The organism is Pseudarthrobacter sp. PvP090 (assembly GCF_040547365.1).
Taxonomy (GTDB): Bacteria; Actinomycetota; Actinomycetes; order Actinomycetales; family Micrococcaceae; genus Arthrobacter.
In genome coordinates this window covers 90175-109616 of sequence record NZ_JBEPPO010000001.1, presented here as the reverse complement: position 1 = coordinate 109616, position 19442 = coordinate 90175, and the positions used below count along the sequence as shown (strand labels likewise).

Annotated in this window: 16 protein-coding genes; 13 read left to right on the top strand and 3 right to left on the bottom strand. The window is 69.1% G+C overall.

Features of this window, described 5'->3' with window-relative positions; genetic code table 11:
* Positions 1–124: 124 nt before the first annotated feature.
* From alr to tsaD, 5 genes are all read left to right on the top strand, one after another.
* The gene (gene alr, locus ABIC21_RS00485; RefSeq protein WP_354348497.1) at positions 125–1345 is read left to right on the top strand and encodes an alanine racemase; all 1221 of its coding nucleotides are present in this window, start codon (positions 125–127) and stop codon (positions 1343–1345) included.
* The gene (gene tsaE / locus ABIC21_RS00480) at positions 1342–1977 is read left to right on the top strand and encodes a tRNA (adenosine(37)-N6)-threonylcarbamoyltransferase complex ATPase subunit type 1 TsaE (RefSeq protein WP_354348496.1); all 636 of its coding nucleotides are present in this window, start codon (positions 1342–1344) and stop codon (positions 1975–1977) included. The genes alr and tsaE overlap by 4 nt, the downstream gene beginning before the upstream one ends.
* Positions 1977–2648, top strand: a complete 672-nt coding sequence (gene tsaB / locus ABIC21_RS00475) for a tRNA (adenosine(37)-N6)-threonylcarbamoyltransferase complex dimerization subunit type 1 TsaB (RefSeq protein WP_354348495.1) — start codon at positions 1977–1979, stop codon at positions 2646–2648. Before tsaE ends, tsaB begins: the two co-directional genes overlap by 1 nt.
* Positions 2649–2761: 113 nt before the next feature.
* Positions 2762–3229 (top strand): ribosomal protein S18-alanine N-acetyltransferase, encoded by a 468-nt coding sequence (gene rimI / locus ABIC21_RS00470; protein ID WP_354348742.1) that lies wholly within the window; start codon positions 2762–2764, stop codon positions 3227–3229.
* The gene (gene tsaD, locus ABIC21_RS00465; RefSeq protein WP_354348494.1) at positions 3226–4377 is read left to right on the top strand and encodes a tRNA (adenosine(37)-N6)-threonylcarbamoyltransferase complex transferase subunit TsaD; all 1152 of its coding nucleotides are present in this window, start codon (positions 3226–3228) and stop codon (positions 4375–4377) included. Before rimI ends, tsaD begins: the two co-directional genes overlap by 4 nt.
* Before the next feature lie 26 nt (positions 4378–4403).
* On the opposite strand, the gene ABIC21_RS00460 is transcribed toward tsaD, so the two are convergent.
* Positions 4404–5555, bottom strand: coding sequence for a glutamate--cysteine ligase (locus tag ABIC21_RS00460; protein ID WP_354348493.1), 1152 nt, complete (start codon positions 5553–5555; stop codon positions 4404–4406).
* Positions 5556–5678: 123 nt separating this feature from the next.
* Here ABIC21_RS00460 and ABIC21_RS00455 point away from each other — a divergent pair, with 123 nt between their 5' ends.
* The gene (locus ABIC21_RS00455; protein ID WP_354348492.1) at positions 5679–7448 is read left to right on the top strand and encodes a glycoside hydrolase family 3 N-terminal domain-containing protein; all 1770 of its coding nucleotides are present in this window, start codon (positions 5679–5681) and stop codon (positions 7446–7448) included.
* Positions 7449–7520: 72 nt separating this feature from the next.
* Positions 7521–8339 (top strand): shikimate 5-dehydrogenase, encoded by an 819-nt coding sequence (locus ABIC21_RS00450; RefSeq protein WP_354348491.1) that lies wholly within the window; start codon positions 7521–7523, stop codon positions 8337–8339.
* Positions 8340–8384: 45 nt separating this feature from the next.
* On the opposite strand, the gene ABIC21_RS00445 is transcribed toward ABIC21_RS00450, so the two are convergent.
* A complete protein-coding gene (locus ABIC21_RS00445; protein WP_354348490.1) occupies positions 8385–9614 on the bottom strand; it encodes a THUMP-like domain-containing protein in 1230 nt (409 codons plus the stop codon).
* A 56-nt stretch (positions 9615–9670) separates the two neighbouring features.
* Here ABIC21_RS00445 and ABIC21_RS00440 point away from each other — a divergent pair, with 56 nt between their 5' ends.
* The 3 genes from ABIC21_RS00440 (at position 9671) to groL (ending at position 12466) form a co-directional block, all read left to right on the top strand.
* Positions 9671–10102, top strand: a complete 432-nt coding sequence (locus tag ABIC21_RS00440) for a hypothetical protein (protein WP_354348489.1) — start codon at positions 9671–9673, stop codon at positions 10100–10102.
* A gap of 379 nt (positions 10103–10481) precedes the next feature.
* Positions 10482–10778 (top strand): co-chaperone GroES, encoded by a 297-nt coding sequence (gene groES / locus ABIC21_RS00435; protein ID WP_069949240.1) that lies wholly within the window; start codon positions 10482–10484, stop codon positions 10776–10778.
* Positions 10779–10855: 77 nt separating this feature from the next.
* Positions 10856–12466, top strand: coding sequence for a chaperonin GroEL (gene groL / locus ABIC21_RS00430; protein WP_307460391.1), 1611 nt, complete (start codon positions 10856–10858; stop codon positions 12464–12466).
* A 110-nt stretch (positions 12467–12576) separates the two neighbouring features.
* Here groL and ABIC21_RS00425 read toward each other — a convergent pair whose 3' ends face one another.
* A complete protein-coding gene (locus ABIC21_RS00425; RefSeq protein ID WP_354348488.1) occupies positions 12577–13545 on the bottom strand; it encodes a DUF389 domain-containing protein in 969 nt (322 codons plus the stop codon).
* Between the two features lie 147 nt (positions 13546–13692).
* Here ABIC21_RS00425 and ABIC21_RS00420 point away from each other — a divergent pair, with 147 nt between their 5' ends.
* From ABIC21_RS00420 to ABIC21_RS00410, 3 genes are all read left to right on the top strand, one after another.
* A complete protein-coding gene (locus ABIC21_RS00420; RefSeq protein ID WP_354348487.1) occupies positions 13693–15795 on the top strand; it encodes an acyltransferase family protein in 2103 nt (700 codons plus the stop codon).
* Between the two features lie 180 nt (positions 15796–15975).
* Positions 15976–17487, top strand: a complete 1512-nt coding sequence (gene guaB / locus ABIC21_RS00415) for an IMP dehydrogenase (protein ID WP_354348486.1) — start codon at positions 15976–15978, stop codon at positions 17485–17487.
* A 108-nt stretch (positions 17488–17595) separates the two neighbouring features.
* On the top strand, positions 17596–19437 hold the full coding sequence (locus tag ABIC21_RS00410; RefSeq protein WP_354348485.1) for an ABC transporter ATP-binding protein: 1842 nt from the start codon (positions 17596–17598) through the stop codon (positions 19435–19437).
* Positions 19438–19442: the final 5 nt, after the last annotated feature.

Genomic DNA, 19442 nt, shown 5'->3' with positions numbered 1-19442 from the left:
GCTGGGGAGTGGACAGAATGCCATTGTGCCCACTCGTGGCCGCGAAGACTGGGCATGTCCCCCGGAGGGTGGTGCCGGGAGGCCCGAATTCAGCCCCATGCGCAGCCACCCCTAGAATCGTTAAGTGACTTACCCAGCAGCAACAGGTGACTTCCGGTCCGCCCCGCAGGTTCCGCCGGCCTACGCCGAGGAGCGCTCGGCAATAATCGACCTCGAAGCCATCCGGCACAATGTCCGCCGCCTGGCTGCCGTGGCATCACCGGCGCAGGTGATGGCGGTGGTCAAGGCCGACGCCTATGGCCACGGCGCCGTCCCCGTCGCCCGGGCCGCGCTCAGTGCCGGCGCCAACTGGCTGGGAACCGCCCACATTTCCGAGGCCCTGGCCCTGCGCGCCGCCGGCATCGAGGCCCCCCTACTGGCCTGGCTGCACACCCCGGAGAGCAACTTCGCCGCCGCCGTGGCCGCCGGCATCGACATCGGCTGCTCGGGCTGGGAACTCGAACGCATTGTCGCGGCCGCCCGCGAGCAGGAACGGCCCGCCCGCGTGCATCTCAAAGTGGACACCGGACTGGGCCGCAACGGGGCGACCCTGGATGCCTGGGACAGCCTCGTGGGCGAAGCCATGGATTTCCAGGACCAGGGCCTGCTGCGCGTGGTGGGCATCTTCTCCCACCTGGCGGTCGCCGACGAACCCGAGCGCCCGGAAACCGACGAACAGCTCGCGGCCTTCCGCGAGGCCCTCGCCATCGCCCAGGACGCCGGCGTGGATCCCGAGGTCCGGCACCTCGCCAACACCCCGGCCACCCTGTCCCGGCCCGACACCCACTTTGACCTCGTCCGCGTCGGACTGGGCCTCTACGGGCTGTCGCCGTTCGACGGGCAGAGTCCGGACGAGCTGGGACTGCGCCCCGCCATGACGGTCCGCACCGTCGTGTCGCACTGCAAGGATGTGCCGGCCGGCCAGGGCGTCTCCTACGGCCTGAACTACCGCACCGGCGGCACCAGCACGCTGGGGCTCATCCCGCTCGGCTACGCCGACGGCGTCCCCCGCATCGCCACCGGGGGACCGGTCCGCGTCGGGGGCGTGAACTACCCCGTGGTGGGGCGCATCGCAATGGACCAGATGGTGATCGATCTGGGCCCGCTCAACGTCTCGGCCGGCGGCCCCAGCGTCCTCGGCGCCGAAGCCGTGCTCTTTGGCAACGGCGACGACGGCGGGCCCACCGCCGAGGACTGGGCCCGGGCGGCCGGCACCAACAACTACGAGATCGTGACGCGCATCAGCCCGCGGGTGCCGCGCCGCTACATCAATGAAGAGCCTGCCGGCGGCGGGCCGCGGCTGTGAGCGCGGCGGCCTGGGAACGGACCCTGCGAGTCGGGACCGCGGACGAAACGCACGCCCTCGCGGCCGCCCTCGGCGCCCAGCTCCAAGCCGGTGACCTGCTGGTCCTCACCGGGGAGCTGGGCGCGGGAAAGACCACCTTCACCCAGGGCCTCGGCGAGGGCCTGGGCGTCCGGGCCGGCATCATCTCGCCGACCTTCGTGCTGGTCCGGATCCACCCCAACCTGCCCGACGGTCCGCGCCCGGGCGGCCCGGACCTGGTGCATGTCGATGCGTACCGGCTGGGTTCGGCGTCGGAAATCGACGATATCGACCTGGAAAACACGATGGACAGCGCCGTGACGGTGGTGGAATGGGGCCGCGGCCGGGTGGAGCACCTCAGCGAGAGCCGGCTTGAGGTGGACCTGGTCCGCAGCCTCGGCGGCGCCCAGGCGCCCGCACGTCCGCCGGAATCCGGCCACTGTCCGGCACCAACAGAACACGCCGAGGTGCTGGACTTCGACACCGACGACGACGACGAACCCCGCACAATCGTGATCCGTGGCTTCGGTCCCCGCTGGGCGGCCCCGCCCGCCCTCCCGGCGTCCGGTGGGTCCGCACCCGCGCCCCTGCCCCACACCCCGGAAGGGACCTGATGCTGATCCTTGCCATCGACACCTCGGCGGTGGCCAGCGCCGCGCTCGTCTCCGATGACACCCCGGAATTCCTCGTGGGAAGCTTCGCCACCGAAGACACCCGGAGCCACGCCGAAGTGCTGGCGCCGGGAATCGAAGCCCTCCTCGCCGAGGCCGGCCTGAGCGGGGCCGACATCGACGCGGTGGTGACCGGTGTGGGCCCGGGCCCGTTTACCGGCCTGCGCTCCGGGATCGTCACGGCCCGCACCCTCGCGTTCGTCTGGGGCAAACCGCTGTACGGGCTGATGAGCCTGGACGCCATCGCCCTGGAGGTGGCGGAGTCCACTGATGCGGCGCCGGAGTTCATCGTCGCCACGGACGCCCGGCGCAAAGAGGTCTACTGGGCCCGGTATGTCCTCAGCGGCGGCCAGTTGCCGCACCTGCTGGACGGCCCGCACGTCGGTTTTGCCGCGGACCTGCCCGATCTTCCGGTCTACGGCGCCGGCGCCGGCCTGTATGCCGACGTCGTCAAGGCCGTCCCGGAATTCAGCGGCCGCCAGCCGGAAGCCCTCTCCCTGGGCCAGTTCGCCCTCGCACGGCTCGCCGCGGGGGAACACCTGCTGGACTCCACCCCGCTGTACCTGCGCGAGTCCGACGCCCAGGTCCCCGGCCCGCGGAAGAGGGCGCTGTGAACGCAGGGTCCGCAGGACAGAACTCAGGACAGAACACAGGACAGGGCACCGGACAGGGCCCGGGAACGGACGCGGTGCCGGCGGGGCTCCCCGGCGGGGTGTTCCTCCGGGACATGACCCCGGCGGACATCCCGGCCGTGCATGAGCTGGAGCGCAGGCTGTTCCCCGTGGACGCCTGGCCGCTGCAGATGTTCACCGCCGAGCTGGCGCAGGCCCAGACCCGGCGCTACCTCGTGGCCGAGCGTGCCGGGCGGATCGTGGGCTACGCCGGGCTGATGTGCATCCAGCCGATCGCGGACGTCCAGACGATCGCCGTCGTGCCGGAGCAGGAAGGCCGGGGGATCGGCTCGGCGCTGCTGACCGAACTCATCCGGGAAAGCCGGCTGCGGCATGCCGAGGACGTGCTCCTGGAGGTCCGGGCCGACAACCCCCGCGCCCAGCAGCTCTACCGCCGCTACGGGTTCGAACAGATCCACGTCCGGCCCCGCTACTACCGCGACGGCGTCGACGCGCTGATCATGCGGCTCCGGCTCGGCACCCCCGACTCCAACACCACCCCCAGGGAAGCAGACCGCCCATGAACAGCACCCAGCACCACCGGCCGCTGGTCCTTGGCATCGAGTCCTCGTGCGACGAGACCGGCGTCGGGATTGTCCGCGGGATGCAGCTGCTGACCAACACCGTGTCCTCCTCCATGGACGAACACGTCCGGTTCGGCGGCGTGATTCCCGAGATCGCCTCCCGCGCGCACCTGGACGCCTTCGTCCCCACCCTCCGCGAGGCGCTGGCCGAGGCCGGCGTCACCCTGGCGGATATCGACGCAATCGCCGTCACCTCCGGGCCCGGGCTCGCCGGCGCCCTGATGGTTGGGGTCTGCGCGGCCAAGGCGCTCGCCGTCGCGACGGGCAAACCGCTCTACGCCATCAACCATCTCGTCGCGCACGTCGGCGTCGGGCTGCTGGAGACGGACGACGGCGGCCGGCTCGCCTTCGCCGGCGGGCCGCGTGAGAACCCCGAGAACCCGGGCACCACCCGGCCGGCCAACGCCCTGCCGGACAACCTGGGGGCCCTGCTGGTCTCCGGCGGGCATACCGAAATCCTGCGGATCCGGAACATCACAGGGGACGTCGAGCTGCTGGGGTCCACAATCGACGACGCCGCCGGCGAGGCCTACGACAAGGTGGCGCGGCTCCTGGGCCTCGGGTATCCGGGCGGCCCGGCCATCGACAAGCTGGCACGCACGGGCAACGCCAAGGCGATCCGGTTCCCGCGCGGCCTCAGCCAGCCCAAATACATGGGCACCGCGGAGGAACCCGGCCCGCACCGCTACGACTGGTCCTTCAGCGGACTCAAGACCGCCGTCGCACGCTGCGTGGAGCAGTTCGAGGCCCGCGGCGAGACGGTGCCGGTGGCGGATATCGCCGCAGCCTTCCAAGAGGCCGTCGTGGACATCATCACCTCCAAAGCCGTGCTGGCCTGCCGGGAGAACGGCATCACCGAGCTCCTGCTCGGCGGCGGGGTGGCGGCGAATTCACGGCTGCGGCAGCTGACGGAACAGCGCTGCAGCGCCGCCGGGATCCGGCTGACCGTCCCGCCGCTGGCCCTGTGCACGGACAACGGAGCCATGGTCGCGGCCCTCGGCGCCCAGCTGGTGATGGCCGGAATCGCGCCGAGCGGCATCGGCTTCGCGCCGGATTCCTCCATGCCGGTCACCACCGTCTCGGCCTGAGGCGGTCCGGCGAAGGACCGCCGAGTCTAGGCTTCGGGGCCCTTGCGCATCTGCTGGACCAGGTCCAGGACGACGGCGCGCAGGTCGCCGCCGTGCTCGGCGGCCACGCGCCGCTGCCGCTGGTACCCGGCGCCGCGCTCGATGATCTTCAGGACGTCGGCCAGCTCCGCGACGCAGCCCAGTTTCACCGCGACGGGTTCCAGCCGGGCGACCGTCTCGCGGATGTGGTCCGTGACGAGCTGCTCGTTGCCCGCGGCGTCCAGGATGATGATGGCGTCCAGGCCGTAGCGGGCCGCGCGCCATTTGTTCTCCTGCACATGCCAGGGCGGCATGGTGGGGATGGTGCCGCCGTTGTCCAGCGTCGTGGAGAACTCGTCGACGAGGCACTGGGTCAGGGCGGCGATGGCGCCGACTTCCTCGAGCGTGGCCAGGCCGTCGCAGATGCGCATCTCGATGGTGCCGAAATGCGGGACGGGCCTGATGTCCCAGCGGATTTCGGACAGTGAGTCGATCACGCCGGTGGTGAACATGTCCTGGGCGTAGGACTCAAAGTCATCCCAGCTGGCGAACTGGAAGGGCAAACCGGCGGTGGGCAGCTGCTGGAACATCAGCGCGCGCTGCGAGGCGTACCCGGTGTCCTCGCCGCCCCAGAACGGGCTCGAGGCGGAGAGCGCCTGGAACTGCGGGAAGTAGTTCACCAGTCCGTCCAGGACGGGGAGCACCTTGTCCCGGCTGTCCAGGCCCACGTGCACGTGGACGCCGTAGATCACCATCTGGCGGCCCCACCACTGCGTGCGGTCAATAAGTTTCGCGTACCGCTCCTTGTCGGTCACCGGCTGCAGCTGCGGGGGGCTGAAGGGGTGGCTGCCGGCGCAGAAGATCTCGACGCCCATCGGATCGGTGACGTCACGGACGGCGGCGAGGGAACTGCTCAGGTCCGCTTTCGCTTCCGCCACGGTGTTGCAGATCCCGGTGACCAGCTCCACCGTGTTCAGCAGCAGCTCCTGCTTGATATGCGGGTGCTCGTCGTCCTCGTTCAGCTCGGGATGCTTCGCGGCGACCCCGCGGAGGACCTCCTTGGCCACGGACGCCAGTTCCCCGGTTTCCGCATCCACGAGGGCGAGTTCCCATTCCACACCAAGAGTTGATTGCCTGGATGAAGCGAAATCAATCTTCATGTGGTCCCTTCATGTTGTGCTGTCCGTTTCCCTGCCCCGTCCGGCTTTCGTCTTGGGCGGAATTGCCGGACAGTTGGCGAGGCAACGGTGGCTCAAGTCTAGTGCAGGGGTAGCATCGAGCCGGTGGCCAGGTTGCAGCGAAAACGTGAAAGTGTTCACAATCGACCCCGGACCGCGGCGGTACTGACGGCAGTTCTGGGGCTTGTCCTCGGCACCGCCTCCTGTTCGGGGACCCCGACGCCGGACCCCTCGGCGGATTCGGCGGCCCTCTCCGCGGACCCCGCAGCGACCGCACCGGCGCAGCCTCCGGCGCCCCCGTGGGATCCGTCCGCGACACTGCCCGACGATCCCGATACCTTCCCCCGCGCCGGGACCCGGCCGCTCGGCTGGGGGCCGCAGCAGCGGGACGCGACCGCCGCGGCGCAGGCCGTGGCCGCGATGACCACCGAGCAACGGGCCGGGCAGGTCCTGCTGCCGTTCTACCGCGGACTCGACCATGAGGCCCAGGCCGCGGTCATCGAGCGTCTGCACCTGGCCGGTTCCATCATTATGGGTGACAACGTCCCCCGAACAGCGGACGGACGCGTGGACACCGCGGCGATGCACGGCGTCGCCAGCCGGCTCCAGGCCGCGGCACGGACCGGCGGCCGCAGCTGGCCCGGCATGATCGGCGTCGACCAGGAAGGCGGCGTGGTGGCACGGCTGCGGGCGCCGCTGACCGAGTGGCCTGCCCCGATGAGCTACGGCGCGGCGGGAAGCGGGCCGCTCGCCGGCGAAGCCGGCCGGGCCATGGCCGCCGAACTCGCGGCGCTGGGCTTCAACACCGACTTCGCCCCGACCTCCGACGTCACCATGGGCCCGGCCGATCCGACCATCGGAGCCCGGTCCATGTCCGGCGACGCCGACGCCGCGTCCGGCTTCGGCGTCGCCTTTTCCCAGGGGATGCTGGCCGCGGGGCTGCTGCCGGCCGCGAAACACTTCCCCGGCCACGGCTCCGTCAGCGTCGATTCCCATGCCCGGCTGCCGGTCCAGGGCGCAAGCCTGGAGCAACTCCGGGCCAAGGACCTTAAGCCTTTCCAGGCTGCCATCGACGCCGGCCTGCCGATGGTCATGACCGGCCACATCGCCGTGCCCGCGCTTGAGCCCGGCGTTCCCGCCTCCGTGTCCACGGCAGCCTATGCCGAACTGCGGAAGATGGGGTTCCAGGGCGTGGCGGTCACGGATGCGCTCAACATGGGCGCGGTCAAGGGGTCGTATCCCAACGACTCCGCCGCGCCGCTGGCCCTGGCCGCCGGCGCCGACCTGCTGCTGATGCCCGCCAACGTGGCGGCCGCGCACGCCGCGATCATCGCCGCGGTGCGCGGCGGCACCCTGCCGCCCGAGCGGCTCGCGGAGGCGGCGCAGCGCGTTGTCACCATGATGATCTGGCGCGGACGCGCGGGCGCCGGACCCGGAACGGCGCCCGGCAGCGGCAGTGGCCTGTCGCAGGAAGTCTCCGCGGCGGCCATCACCGTGCTGTCCGGGCCCTGCGACGGCCCGATGGTGCCGGCCAGCGTCCGGGTGACGGGCGGCTCAGCCCAGGACCGGGCACGGTTCGCCGCCGCTGCCCGGAACGCCGGCATCAGCATCGGCAAGGGGCCGCTGGTCTCGCTGATCGGCGCACCGGCGTCACCAGCAGCACCGGCCACGCCGCAGTCGCCGGCGGACGTGGCGGTGGCCCTCGACGCGCCCTGGCCGCTGGCGCACTCCACGGCCCCGGCCAGGATCGCACTCTACGGCCGGAGCCCCGGTGCGTTCGAGGCCCTGGCGGCCGTGCTGGCCGGACACGCCAAGGCCCCCGGCAAGCTTCCGGTCGCCGTCGGGTCCCAGCCTCCGGGTACCGGCTGCGCGTGAGACCAGGCCGGCGCGGACCGGCCCGCGTCCGGGAGCACGCCGGCCCGGGCCGGCCTGTCGTTTAATGGAGGGGTGCCCATCCTGAATAAAGACATGACCCTCTGCATCTCGCTCTCGGCCCGGCCGAGCAACAACGGGACCCGCTTCCACAACCACCTGTATGACCAGCTTGGCCTGAACTGGATCTACAAGGCCTTCGCCCCCACAAACCTCGGCCAGGCGATCGCCGGCGTGCGCGGCCTCGGAATCCGCGGCTGCGCCGTGTCGATGCCGTACAAGGAGGACGTCATCGCGCTCGTGGATGTGATGGACCCGTCCGCGAAAGCCATCGACTCTGTCAACACGATCGTCAACGACGGCGGCACGCTCACGGCCTACAACACCGACTACACGGCGATCGAGCAGCTGCTGCAACGCAACGCCGTGCCCTCGGCGTACTCGGTGCTGCTAAGGGGCGCCGGCGGCATGGCGAAGGCCACCGCCGCGGCCCTGCGCGACGCCGGGTTCCGGGACGTCACCGTGATCGCGCGCAACGAGGAAGCGGGCCGGGCGCTCGCCGGGCTCTACGGCTTCGCCTGGCGCGCCGACGTCGATTCCCTGACGGCCGACATGATCATCAACGTGACGCCCGTCGGCATGGCCGGGGGCCCCGACGTCGACTCCCTGTCCTTCCCGCAGGAAACAGTGGACGCCGCGAAGGTAGTGTTCGACGTCGTCGCGCTGCCGGCCGAGACCCCGCTGATCAAGGCCGCCCGCGCGGCCGGCAAGACCGTGATCACCGGTGCGGAGGTGGCGACCATCCAGGCGCTGGAACAGTTTGTGCTGTACACCGGGATCCGGCCCAGCGACGAGCAGGTCCGGGCCGCCGAGGACTTCATGCGGGCCCAGTAGCTTCCCGCGAATCCGGCGTTCCGGCTGCCCGGACAGCGGTCGAAACTAGACAGGCTCTACCGAGATGGCCACCCGCTCCTCCCCGATCCGGGTGAGGACCAGGGTGGCTGTTTTCTTGCTCTTGCTTTTTCCTCCGGTTTTCCCTCCGGGGAGGAGCTGTTTGCGCAGCTCCTCCGGGGTGACCGAGGTGCCGCGCTTCTTGATGTCCAGGACTCCGATGCCCTGATCCTTGACCCAGGCCTTGAGCGCCTTGACGTTGTAGGGCATCACCTCCAGCACCTTGTAGGGCCGGGCGAAGGGGGTGTCCCGCAGTTCCGGGGCGCAGATGTAGGCGATGTGCTCGTCCACAAGGTGCCCGCCCAGCTGGAGTGCGACGTCGGCCACCAGCCCGGCGCGGATGACGGCGCCGTCGGGCTCGTAGAGGTACCCCTCGACCGGCCCCACGGGGGCGACCGGGCCGCCGCCGAAATCCTCGGCGCTGGTGAGCTCCGCCGCGCCGGCGGGGCCGAGGAGCAGGGCAGCCCGCCGGATCCCCGGGCGCCGGACGGCGTTGAACCACAGCGCCACTTCGGTGACGTCCCCGCCCACCGAGACCCACTGGGCCTCGCAGTCCCTGGGCACCGAATCGTGCGGCATGCCCGGGCCCATCTTCACACCCACGGCCAGTCCGGCGCCGGCCAGGGACTCGACGAAGGACAGCGGCGGGGAAAAGTCCTCCGGATCCCAGAGCCGCTTCGTGCCCGAGGTGGAGGTGGTCCGGCGTGCCGGGTCCAGCCACACGCCGTCCATCCCGTCGAGGGCCACCGTCTCCGCATCGGAATGGACCACGGTAGCGTTCCGGAACGGGATCAGGTTCATCGTGGCGCAGGCGGCCGTCGTCTCGTCCCTTTCAACCGCCGTGACCTGGATGTCCAGCGAGGCGAGCGCCATGGCGTCGCCGCCCAAGCCGCAGCCAAGGTCCGCCACGTGCTGCACGCCGGCTTCCGCGAAGCGCTGCGCGTGCCGGGCCGCCACGGTGAGCCGGGTGGCCTGCTCCAGGCCCGCCTGGGTGAAAATCATCTGCCGGGCGAACTCGCCGAACTTGGCCTCGGCCTTGGTCCGCAGCCGCGACTGGGTGAGGACGGCGGAGACGAGTTCGGGGGAGTGGCCGGCCTTCCGGAGCGAGGCGTTGAGACGGAACGCCTCGTCCTCCTTGTAGGGGCCAAGTGACGCCAGCAGCTCCCAGCCCTCGGGGTTCAGCAGCGGGGCGATTTGGTCCTGCGGTGCGTCAGACATGGGATCAAGCCTAGTTCAGCGCGGGGTGGAGCCGTGCGCCCGATAAGGTTGACGGCATGGATGACAGCGGCACGGCAAGCAGCGGCACGGACGAGTACTATCCGGGGGGCGGCGCCGCCGAGCGGGCCGCCGACGGCGGCCGCCCCGCCCGCCCGGGACTCGCCCGCTTCGCCCGGCCGGCGCTGATCGCCGGCGGCGTCATCGCCGTCGTGTGCGTGGCCCTGCTGGTCATCATCTTCTTCCTCGACTCCTTCAACGCGACCGTCTATTCAGTCGGCGGCCTGGACGTCCAGGACGCCACCGACGAAGCCAGGGCCATCCGCGAGAACTACGCCGGGGCCCGCGCCGGCGGCATCGTGTTCTTGGTGCTGGGCGTTGCATTGGCCGCAGCCGGTGCCCTGGTGCTGTACCGGCACCGGAACGAGGCCGGTACCGACGACGGCGACAACGGCGAGGACGTCGACTTCGAGGACCTCGGCGGACGGTAGCCCGGCGGCGGCTCCGCGCCGCCGGACATGTCCAGTCTTTGGCGTCAGGGGCGGACATGTCCTCCCCGGAGTGGTCCACGCCCCGCGGACATGTCCCGCGGCCGGCGCCGGCACTGAGCACAATGCCCAAGTGTCCACGGGCCGCACCCGGGAATGGGCATGTCCCCCCGCCGCCGGCGTTCACCGAGAACGTATTTCTGGCACTCGCCTTGACCGAGTGCTAACTACTTACATAGAGTCGTCATTAGCACTCTCCCTAGGAGGGTGCTAACACCTGAAGCTTCACAGCCAGGCTGCTGCCGGCACCGCGACGACGGTCTGTACGCCTTGGCACCACAGCTTTGATGTCCACGAATTTGCTGACGAAAAGGAGAGGTCATTGTCGGTCTCTATTAAGCCTCTTGAGGATCGTATTGTTGTCCGCCCGCTCGAAGCCGAGCAGACCACGGCTTCCGGCCTGGTCATCCCGGACTCCGCGCAGGAAAAGCCGCAGGAAGGCGAAGTTGTCGCAGTAGGCCCCGGCCGCTTCGACGACAACGGCAACCGCGTGCCGATCGACGTCACCATCGGCGACGTTGTTATCTACTCCAAGTACGGCGGAACTGAAGTCAAGACCGGCGGCACCGAGTACCTCGTGCTGTCCGCCCGCGACGTCCTGGCGATCGTCGTAAAGTAACTCTCTTGGACCCCGCGCCGCCGATCCTCCTTTGACGGGTCAGTTGCGCGGGGTTCTGTCTTTGAAAGGACAAAACCATGGCAAAGCAGCTTGCGTTTAACGACGCTGCCCGCCGGTCGCTTGAAGCCGGCATCGATAAGCTCGCCAACACGGTCAAGGTGACGCTTGGCCCGCGCGGCCGCAACGTCGTGCTGGACAAGAAGTGGGGCGCCCCCACGATCACCAACGATGGTGTCACCATCGCCCGTGAAGTCGAACTGGACGACCCCTACGAGAACCTTGGCGCGCAGCTTGCCAAGGAGGTCGCCACCAAGACCAACGATGTTGCCGGTGACGGCACCACCACCGCCACCGTGCTGGCACAGGCCCTCGTCAAGGAAGGCCTCCGCAACGTTGCGGCAGGCGCCGCCCCGGGCCAGATCAAGCGCGGCATCGAGGTCTCTGTTGAGGCCATCGCCGCCCGCCTGCTCGAAAACGCCCGCCCGGTCGAAGGCACCCAGGTCGCCAACGTCGCCTCCATCTCGGCCCAGAGCGACGAGATCGGCGAGCTGCTGGCCGAGGCATTCGACAAGGTCGGCAAGGATGGTGTGATCACCATCGAGGAATCCTCCACCACGCAGACCGAACTGGTCCTCACCGAGGGCATGCAGTTCGACAAGGGCTACCTGTCCCCGTACTTCGTCACCGACGCGGAACGCCAGGAAGCTGTCCTCGAAGACGCCCTGATCCTGATCAACCAGGGCAAGATCTCCTCGGTCCAGGACTTCCTGCCGCTGCTGGAAAAGGCGCTGCAGAGCTCCAAGCCGCTCTTCATCATCGCCGAGGACGTCGACGGCGAGGCGCTCTCCACGCTGATCGTCAACCGCATCCGCGGCACCCTGAACGTCGTGGCCGTCAAGGCACCGGGCTTCGGCGACCGCCGCAAGGCCATGCTGCAGGACATCGCCACCCTCACGGGCGCACAGGTTGTCTCGCCGGAACTGGGCCTCAGCCTGGACACGGTCGGCCTTGAGGTGCTGGGCACCGCCCGGCGCATTACCGTCACCAAGGACAACACCACGATCGTTGACGGCGCCGGTTCGGCCGAAGACGTCGCAGCCCGGGTTTCCCAGCTGCGCGCCGAGCTGACCCGCACCGACTCCGACTGGGACAAGGAAAAGCTGCAGGAACGCCTGGCCAAGCTGGCCGGCGGCATCGGCGTGATCAAGGTCGGCGCTGCCACCGAGGTCGAGCTCAAGGAAAAGAAGCACCGCATCGAGGACGCCGTATCCTCGACCCGCGCTGCCCTGGAAGAGGGCATCGTCGCCGGCGGCGGCGCCGCCCTCATCCACGCCCTCAAGGCGCTCGACGAGGACCCGGCCGTCCAGGCCCTCGAGGGCGACGCGGCAGCTGCTGTCGGCATCGTCCGCCGGGCACTGACCCAGCCGCTGCGCTGGATCGCCCAGAACGCCGGCTTCGACGGCTACGTCGTCGTCGCCAAGGTCGCCGAATCGGCCAACAACCAGGGCTTCAACGCCAAGACCGGCGAATACGAAGACCTGATCGCTGCCGGCGTCATCGACCCCGTGAAGGTGACGCGTGCGGCCCTCCGCAACGCGGCGTCCATCGCGGCACTGGTGCTCACCACGGAAACCCTCGTGGTCGAGAAGCCTGCCGAGGAAGACCAGCACGCAGGCCACAGCCACTAGGCTGCAGCCAACACGCACACACAAAGAACCGGTCCGGCCTCCGCTGGGCCGGTTTTTTGTGCGTTGCGCCCGCCTGCTCTTGCGCTGCTGCTGTGCCGGGCTGCGCGGACTCAGCGCCGTGCCCGCAGCGCCGTCCGTTTCAGGCGCAACGCCGCGGCGTCGGGCAGCCGTTTGGTGATGAGCCGGTAGAAAATCAGCACGGCAACAGCCGCCGCCACGATACCCACCAGGTTCAAGGCCAGCTGCAGGGCGGAACCTGCGGCTTTCTCGAATTCGCCCAGCACCAGCGCGACGGCCACGAAGCCGGCGGCGGGGACCGTGGTCACGGAGATGAACACGCCGATCAGGGCGGCGGAGCGCCGGCTGATCACGGACAGCATCCCGGCGGCGCCGGCCAGCACGGCGACAATCAGCGAGTAGGGGCCCGGGTGGTAGATGAAATCGACTGCCGAGCCGCGGTCCAGGACATCTTCGGGGAAGAGACCCAGCGGCACGGAGAGCCACGCCGTGAAGGCCGCTGCCAGCATCGCCACGGGGAAACCGACGCCGAGGGCGAGCGCCGCACGGCGTCCCAGCTTCCACTGCCGCCGCACAAGCGCGACCGCCAGGGCCGCCAGCGGTCCGAACTCAGGGCCCACAGCCATCGCGCCGACAATGGCGATCGTCGAGTCCGTCACGATGCCGATGGCCGCCAGCTGGGTCGCCAGGATGAGGAAGGCAAGGAAGCTCCACGTCAGCCGGGAATCCTCGCCCGTCTGCCGCGATACCTCGTCCCAGATCACGGCGTCCGCGCCTTCCCCGGGGGCGTCCGCGGCGGCCTTGTCCGCCCGGTCGGAGAGCACCAGGTCGGGCATGGTGACCGAGATCGAGCCCTGCTCCTGGACCTGAAGGACGTGGAGTTTCTCCACCAGCCCCTCCACCGACTCCCGGGCGAGCAGCACGTGGATGACGTCCCCGGGAGGAACCACGGACGCACCTCGCTGCCGGGAGACTTCGGCGACGCCAACCTCGCCGGTGGAGCAGTCCACGACGGCGTCGGACAACTTTTCCGGAACACAAATGCGCAGCTGTGCGATCACGATGCGGCCTCCTCTGGCTCGTTACAGGGTAGCCTCCGGGACCGCCCGGGACCGGCGACCCGGCGGCTGCACGCGCCCCCGTGATTGGCCAGAAAAATTACGACTCGGTAACATTGATGCTTTGGAAACCGCCCTGGAAGGTCCCGAGTGTCGAATGAGCGAACCATAGCGAGCCCGCCGGCAACGGAGGCGGGTTCGCCGTCGCGCGCAAAATCGGGCTACCGCCCCGAAGTAACATCGGGCTACCGCCCCGAAGTCCAGGGCCTCCGCGCCCTTGCTGTCCTCATGGTGGTCACCTATCACGTGTGGCTCGGACGGGTCTCCGGCGGGGTCGACATTTTCCTGCTGATTTCGGCGTTCCTGATGACCCTCAGCTTCACCCGGAAGGTCGGGGCCGGCAAGCCCCTCCGTCTCCTCGGCCACTGGCTCCACCTGCTCAAGCGGCTGCTTCCCGCCGTCGTCGTGGTTATTCTTGGCGTCCTCGCCGGTACCCGCATGGTCCTGCCCCAGAGCCGCTGGCCGGACGTTCTGGACCAGGTCTGGGCCTCCCTGCTGTACCGGCAGAACTGGCTCCTGGCGGACACCGCCGTCGACTACTACGCGCAGGACCACTCCGGGGCCAGCCCGCTGCAGCACTTCTGGTCCCTGTCCATCCAGGGCCAGGTTTTCCTGCTCTGGCCGCTCGTGTTTGCCGGCGCGGCCCTGCTGCTGCGGTTCCTGCGCCGGACCCCCGTGGGCGACCGGGTTGGCTATGCCGCGCTCCTCGCTACGGCCTTCGGCGCGATCTTCGTCGCGTCGCTGGTGTTTTCGATCGAGCAGACCGCCACTAACCAGTCCTACGCCTACTTCGACACCCGCACGCGGCTCTGGGAATTCGCCCTCGGCTCGCTGCTGGCGCTCGCGCTGCCGCACCTCAAACCCGGTAAGGTTCTGCGGCTTGTCCTCGGATGGACGGGCCTCGCCGCGATGCTCTCCTGCGGCCTCCTGCTCACCGTGGACCGCTCCTTCCCCGGTTTCATTGCGCTGTGGCCAACGCTGGCTGCGGCCGCCATCATCGTCGCCGGACAGAGCGGCAGCCGCTACGGCGTGGACCGCGTCCTGACCTGGAAGCCGCTGGTGGCGCTCGGGGACAACTCCTATGCCCTGTACCTGTGGCACTGGCCGCTGCTGGTGCTGGGCCTCGCCGCGACGGGCATCACCGCGCCGGACCTGATCCAGGGACTGGCGATCGTTTCCGCCTCGATCGTGCTGGCCGTGCTGACCACCCGGTTCGTGGAGAAGCCGCTGCGCGAGTGGCACTGGCCGCAGCGCCGGGCCTGGCGCACCGCCGTGGTGATCGCGGCGTGCGGCGCGCTGCTGGCGGGCCCGGTGTCCGTGTGGCAAAGCAAGCTGACGGCAGACGAGGCGGTGGCAGCGGCCCAGTCGCGGGAACTGACCCCCGGCGCGGCCGCCCTGGCGCCCGAGAACGCGGGCAAGCCGACGCCGGAGGCCAAGATCATCCCGGCTCCGGGCGCCATGAAGAACGAATGGGCGGACATCGACGGGCTGTGCACGGACGGGAACCTCCCGCGCGACCCGCTGCTCGCGGGGTGCCTGCAGAACAGCCGCCCTGACACCGTCACGAAGCGCATCGTCGTGCTCGGAGACTCCCACGCCCAGCAATACATGGCCGCACTCGGGCCGGTCGCGCGAAGCCACGGCTGGGAAGTCGTCGCCCTGCTGAAGGGAAACTGCCGCTTCGGCGGCGAATCCCCGGACCGGGATGCCGAGTGCAATGCCTTCAACCGGGCCAGTGCGCAGTACGTCCTGGACCACCAGCCGGACGCGGTTTTCACCGTCGCCTCGCTGACGCACAAAGAGGCACCCTTCGAAACCGAGGTGCCGCAGTACCTCGAAGGCATCAAACCCTTCACCGATACCGGCATTGAAGTGGTCGGCATCCGCGACAACCCGCGCTTCAACATGAACATGCCCGAATGCGTCCAGAAGCACGGACCCGAAGCCCCGAAATGCCGGGTGCCCCTGCAGGAGTCCCTGGCCGGGGCCTCCCCGCTCGACGGGTACCGGGGAAGGGTGCCCGGGCTGTACCTGGTGGACCTGAGTGACTTCATCTGCGCCGGCGGCACCTGCCCCGCCGTCGTCGGGAATGTGTACGTCTACAAGGACGACAACCACCTGACCAAGACTTATGTTCAAAGCATGATCCCCATGTTCGAGCGGCGCCTGCTCGCCGCCACCGGCTGGACGTGACGCAGCGCCGCCGGTCCGGCCGGTGCCGTTGCTCACATTACTGCCCCGGAATATGGGGATCGCCGCCAAGGTTCTACTATTTATTCAACACTTCTGCACAGGCCATGCCCGTAATGACGGGCTGGTCATCTGCTGCAACCCCTACCCGTGAAACCCATAACCAAGGTAAGAGGCGCACTCATGACCCAGCCCGAACACAACCCCTTCGGCTTCATCGGACTGACATACGACGACGTTCTGCTGCTGCCCGGCCACACGGATGTCATCCCCTCCGAGGCCGACACGTCCTCCCGGATCTCCAAGCGCATCTCGGTCCAGACGCCGCTGCTCTCCGCGGCGATGGACACCGTCACCGAATCGCGGATGGCGATCGCCATGGCCCGCCAGGGCGGCCTCGGCGTCGTGCACCGCAACCTCTCCATCGCCGACCAGGCGGACCAGGTGGACCGGGTCAAGCGCAGTGAATCCGGCATGATCACCAACCCGCTGACCATCGGCCCGGAAGCCACCCTGGCCGAACTCGACGAAATCTGCTCGCACTACCGGGTTTCCGGACTCCCCGTCGTCGACGAGGGGATGCGGCTGCTGGGCATCGTCACCAACCGCGACACCCGCTTCGTCCCGGAAGCGGACTTCCCGATCCGCCTCGTCAGCGACGTCATGACCAAGATGCCCCTCGTCACGGGGCACGTCGGCATCAGCCGCGAGGAAGCCTCGCACAAGCTGGCGACCAACAAAATCGAGAAGCTCCCGCTCGTTGACGAGCAGGGCCGGCTCAAGGGCCTCATCACCACCAAGGACTTCACCAAGGCCGAGCAGTACCCGCTGGCTACCAAGGACGACGAAGGCCGGCTGCGCGTCGGCGCCGCCATCGGATTCTTCGGCGACGGCTGGGAGCGGGCCATGGCGCTGATCGACGCCGGCGTGGACGCCCTGTTCGTTGACACCGCCAACGGGCACTCCCAGGGTGTCCTGGACATGATCCGCCGGCTCAAGTCCGATCCGGTGGCCGCGCACGTCGACATCATCGGCGGCCAGGCGGCCACCCGCGAGGGCGCCCAGGCGCTCATCGACGCCGGTGCCGACGGCATCAAGGTCGGAGTGGGTCCCGGCTCCATCTGCACCACCCGCGTGGTCGCCGGCGTCGGCGTCCCGCAGATCACCGCCATCTACGAGTCGGCCAAGGCCGCCATCCCCGCCGGCGTGCCGCTGATCGCCGACGGCGGGCTGCAGTACTCGGGTGACATCGGCAAGGCCCTGGTGGCCGGCGCGGACACCGTCATGCTCGGTTCCCTGTTGGCCGGCTGCGACGAGTCCCCGGGTGACCTGATCTTCGTCAACGGTAAGCAGTTCAAGCTCTACCGCGGCATGGGCTCCCTCGGCGCCATGCAGACCCGCGGGAAGAACACCTCCTACTCCAAGGACCGCTACTTCCAGGCCGACGTCTCCGGCGACGACAAGCTCATCCCGGAGGGCATCGAGGGCCGGGTGGCCTACCGCGGCCCGCTGGCCTCGGTGGCGTACCAGCTGGTCGGCGGCCTCCGCCAGACCATGTTCTACACCGGCGCCCCGACCGTGCCGGAGCTCAAGGCCCGCGGCAAGTTCGTCCGGATCACGGCGGCAGGGCTCAAGGAGTCCCACCCGCATGACATCCAGATGACGGTGGAGGCACCGAACTACGGTTCGCGCTAGCCCCTTGGGGAGGCCCGCCCAACTGACTCGCAGCAGGGGCCGTTTTGGAAGCTCATAACGGCCCCTGCTGCTAGCTAGTTGGGCTGGCCTGTGTCCTAGGCTGGAGGCATGTCCGAACTCCTGCCCGCACGTGAGCCAAAGCGCAAACTGGCGCTGCGGCCCTACGCCCGCGCCGTCGCGCAGGTGCTGCGGGTCAGCTTCCGGGCCTCGCCCGCCGCCGTCGTGATGAAGGTTGTGGGCTCGCTGATCTCGGCGCTGCTCCCGCTCGTCACCACCTACTTCGCGGCCCTGACCACCACGGCCCTCGCGGCCGCCTACGCCGGTGATGCCGCCGCGGGGCAGCAGGCCATCGTCTACGTCATCATCACCGCCGCCCTCGGACTGTTCTGGGGCGCGTTCAGCAGCGTGGACCGGTACATCCAGCAGCTCATGAGCTTCAAGGTCGGCGCGATCGTGGGCGACCTCATGTACGAGCGGTTCCTGGCGCTGGACTTCTGGCGCTACGACGACAAGGAAACGGTGGACCTGTACGACCGGGCCAAGCGCTTCTCCGACTCCTACGCCCGGGTCCTGGACCGGATCGCGGCGATCTTCACCCAGCTGGTCTCGGTGATCCTGGCGATCGGTGCGCTGCTGCTGGTCAGCTGGTGGATTGCCGTGATCGTGCTCGTGGCGATCGTGCCCAGCGTCTATCTGCAGTTCAAGCTCTCCCGCGAGCAGATCGCGCACTGGAACACCCAGATCGATTCCCGCCGGCAGCGGCGGATGATCGAGACCAACCTCCTGCGCCCGCAGCACATCGCCGAGATGCGCCTCTACGGGATCGTCGGGTACCTCATGGACCTCCGCTCCCGGCTGCGCGACGCGGATGAGCGCCGGCGGCTGGATTTCCAGAAGCGCTACATCCCCAAACAGCTCGCCGCCGACGCCCTGCAGTACGGCGCCGAGGTCGTGTCCCTGATCTGGGTGGTCGGGCAGATCATCGCCCGGGCGCAGCCAGTGGGGCAGTTCCTCTACGTGCAGCAGATCGTCAGCCGCGCCCTGTCCACCGCCAACAGCCTCGTCTCCTCCCTCAGCTCCATCGACGAGGACCTCGCGAACCTCAAGGACTACGAGCTGTTTATGGCGCTGCCGGTGCACTCCGACCACGCCCCGCCGCTGCTGCAGGCGCCCCGGACCGTGGAGCTGCAGGACATCCGCTTCACCTACACGGGCAGCGAACTGGAAGTCATCAGGGGCATCTCGCTGACCATCCGCGAAGGCCAGCACATCGCGATCGTGGGGGAGAACGGCGCCGGCAAGTCCACCCTCATCCGCATCCTCGCCGGGCTCTACCGCCCGGACTCCGGGCAGGTGCTGCTCGACGGCGTCGACCTCGCCGCCGTCGACGTCAAGTCCTGGCACCGCCATCTGGCGGTGCTCAGCCAGGAGTTCCTTAAGTACGAGTTCGCCACCGCGGCGGAGAACATTTTCTTCGGCGACGTCGATTCACCGCGCGACGACGGCCGGATCCGCCGCGCCGCGGCCGACGCCGAAGCCCTCGAGTTCATCAACAAGCTGCCCAACGGGCTGGACAACCACGTCAGCAACTGGATGGAGGATCCGCGCGGACGCAAGGGCAGCGGACTGTCCGGCGGGCAGTGGCAGCGCCTCGCGATGGCCCGGAACTTTTACCGCAGTGCCCCGTTCATGGTCATGGATGAACCGACCTCGGCCATTGACGCCCTTGCGGAGCACCGCATCTTCACGCGGCTCTTCGCCGACCGCAGCAGCACGATCATCGCCATCAGCCACCGCCTCGCAACGATCGAGAAGGCGGACGTCGTCTACATGCTGGAGGACGGCCGGATTGTGGAGCAGGGCACCCACAAGGAACTGGTGGCGCTGCGCGGCCGCTACTTCCGGATGTTCGAATCCCAGCTCAGCGAGGACGAGGCCGAAGGGATCTGACGGGA

Coding starts and splice junctions, on each gene's coding strand:
- tsaD (WP_354348494.1), top strand. CDS start 3,226: ATGAACAGCACCCAGCACCACCGGCCGCTGGTCCTTGGCATCGAGTCC.
- ABIC21_RS00410 (WP_354348485.1), top strand. CDS start 17,596: ATGTCCGAACTCCTGCCCGCACGTGAGCCAAAGCGCAAACTGGCGCTG.
- guaB (WP_354348486.1), top strand. CDS start 15,976: ATGACCCAGCCCGAACACAACCCCTTCGGCTTCATCGGACTGACATAC.
- rimI (WP_354348742.1), top strand. CDS start 2,762: ATGACCCCGGCGGACATCCCGGCCGTGCATGAGCTGGAGCGCAGGCTG.
- ABIC21_RS00445 (WP_354348490.1), bottom strand. CDS start 9,614: ATGTCTGACGCACCGCAGGACCAAATCGCCCCGCTGCTGAACCCCGAG.
- tsaB (WP_354348495.1), top strand. CDS start 1,977: ATGCTGATCCTTGCCATCGACACCTCGGCGGTGGCCAGCGCCGCGCTC.
- ABIC21_RS00440 (WP_354348489.1), top strand. CDS start 9,671: ATGGATGACAGCGGCACGGCAAGCAGCGGCACGGACGAGTACTATCCG.
- groL (WP_307460391.1), top strand. CDS start 10,856: ATGGCAAAGCAGCTTGCGTTTAACGACGCTGCCCGCCGGTCGCTTGAA.
- ABIC21_RS00460 (WP_354348493.1), bottom strand. CDS start 5,555: ATGAAGATTGATTTCGCTTCATCCAGGCAATCAACTCTTGGTGTGGAA.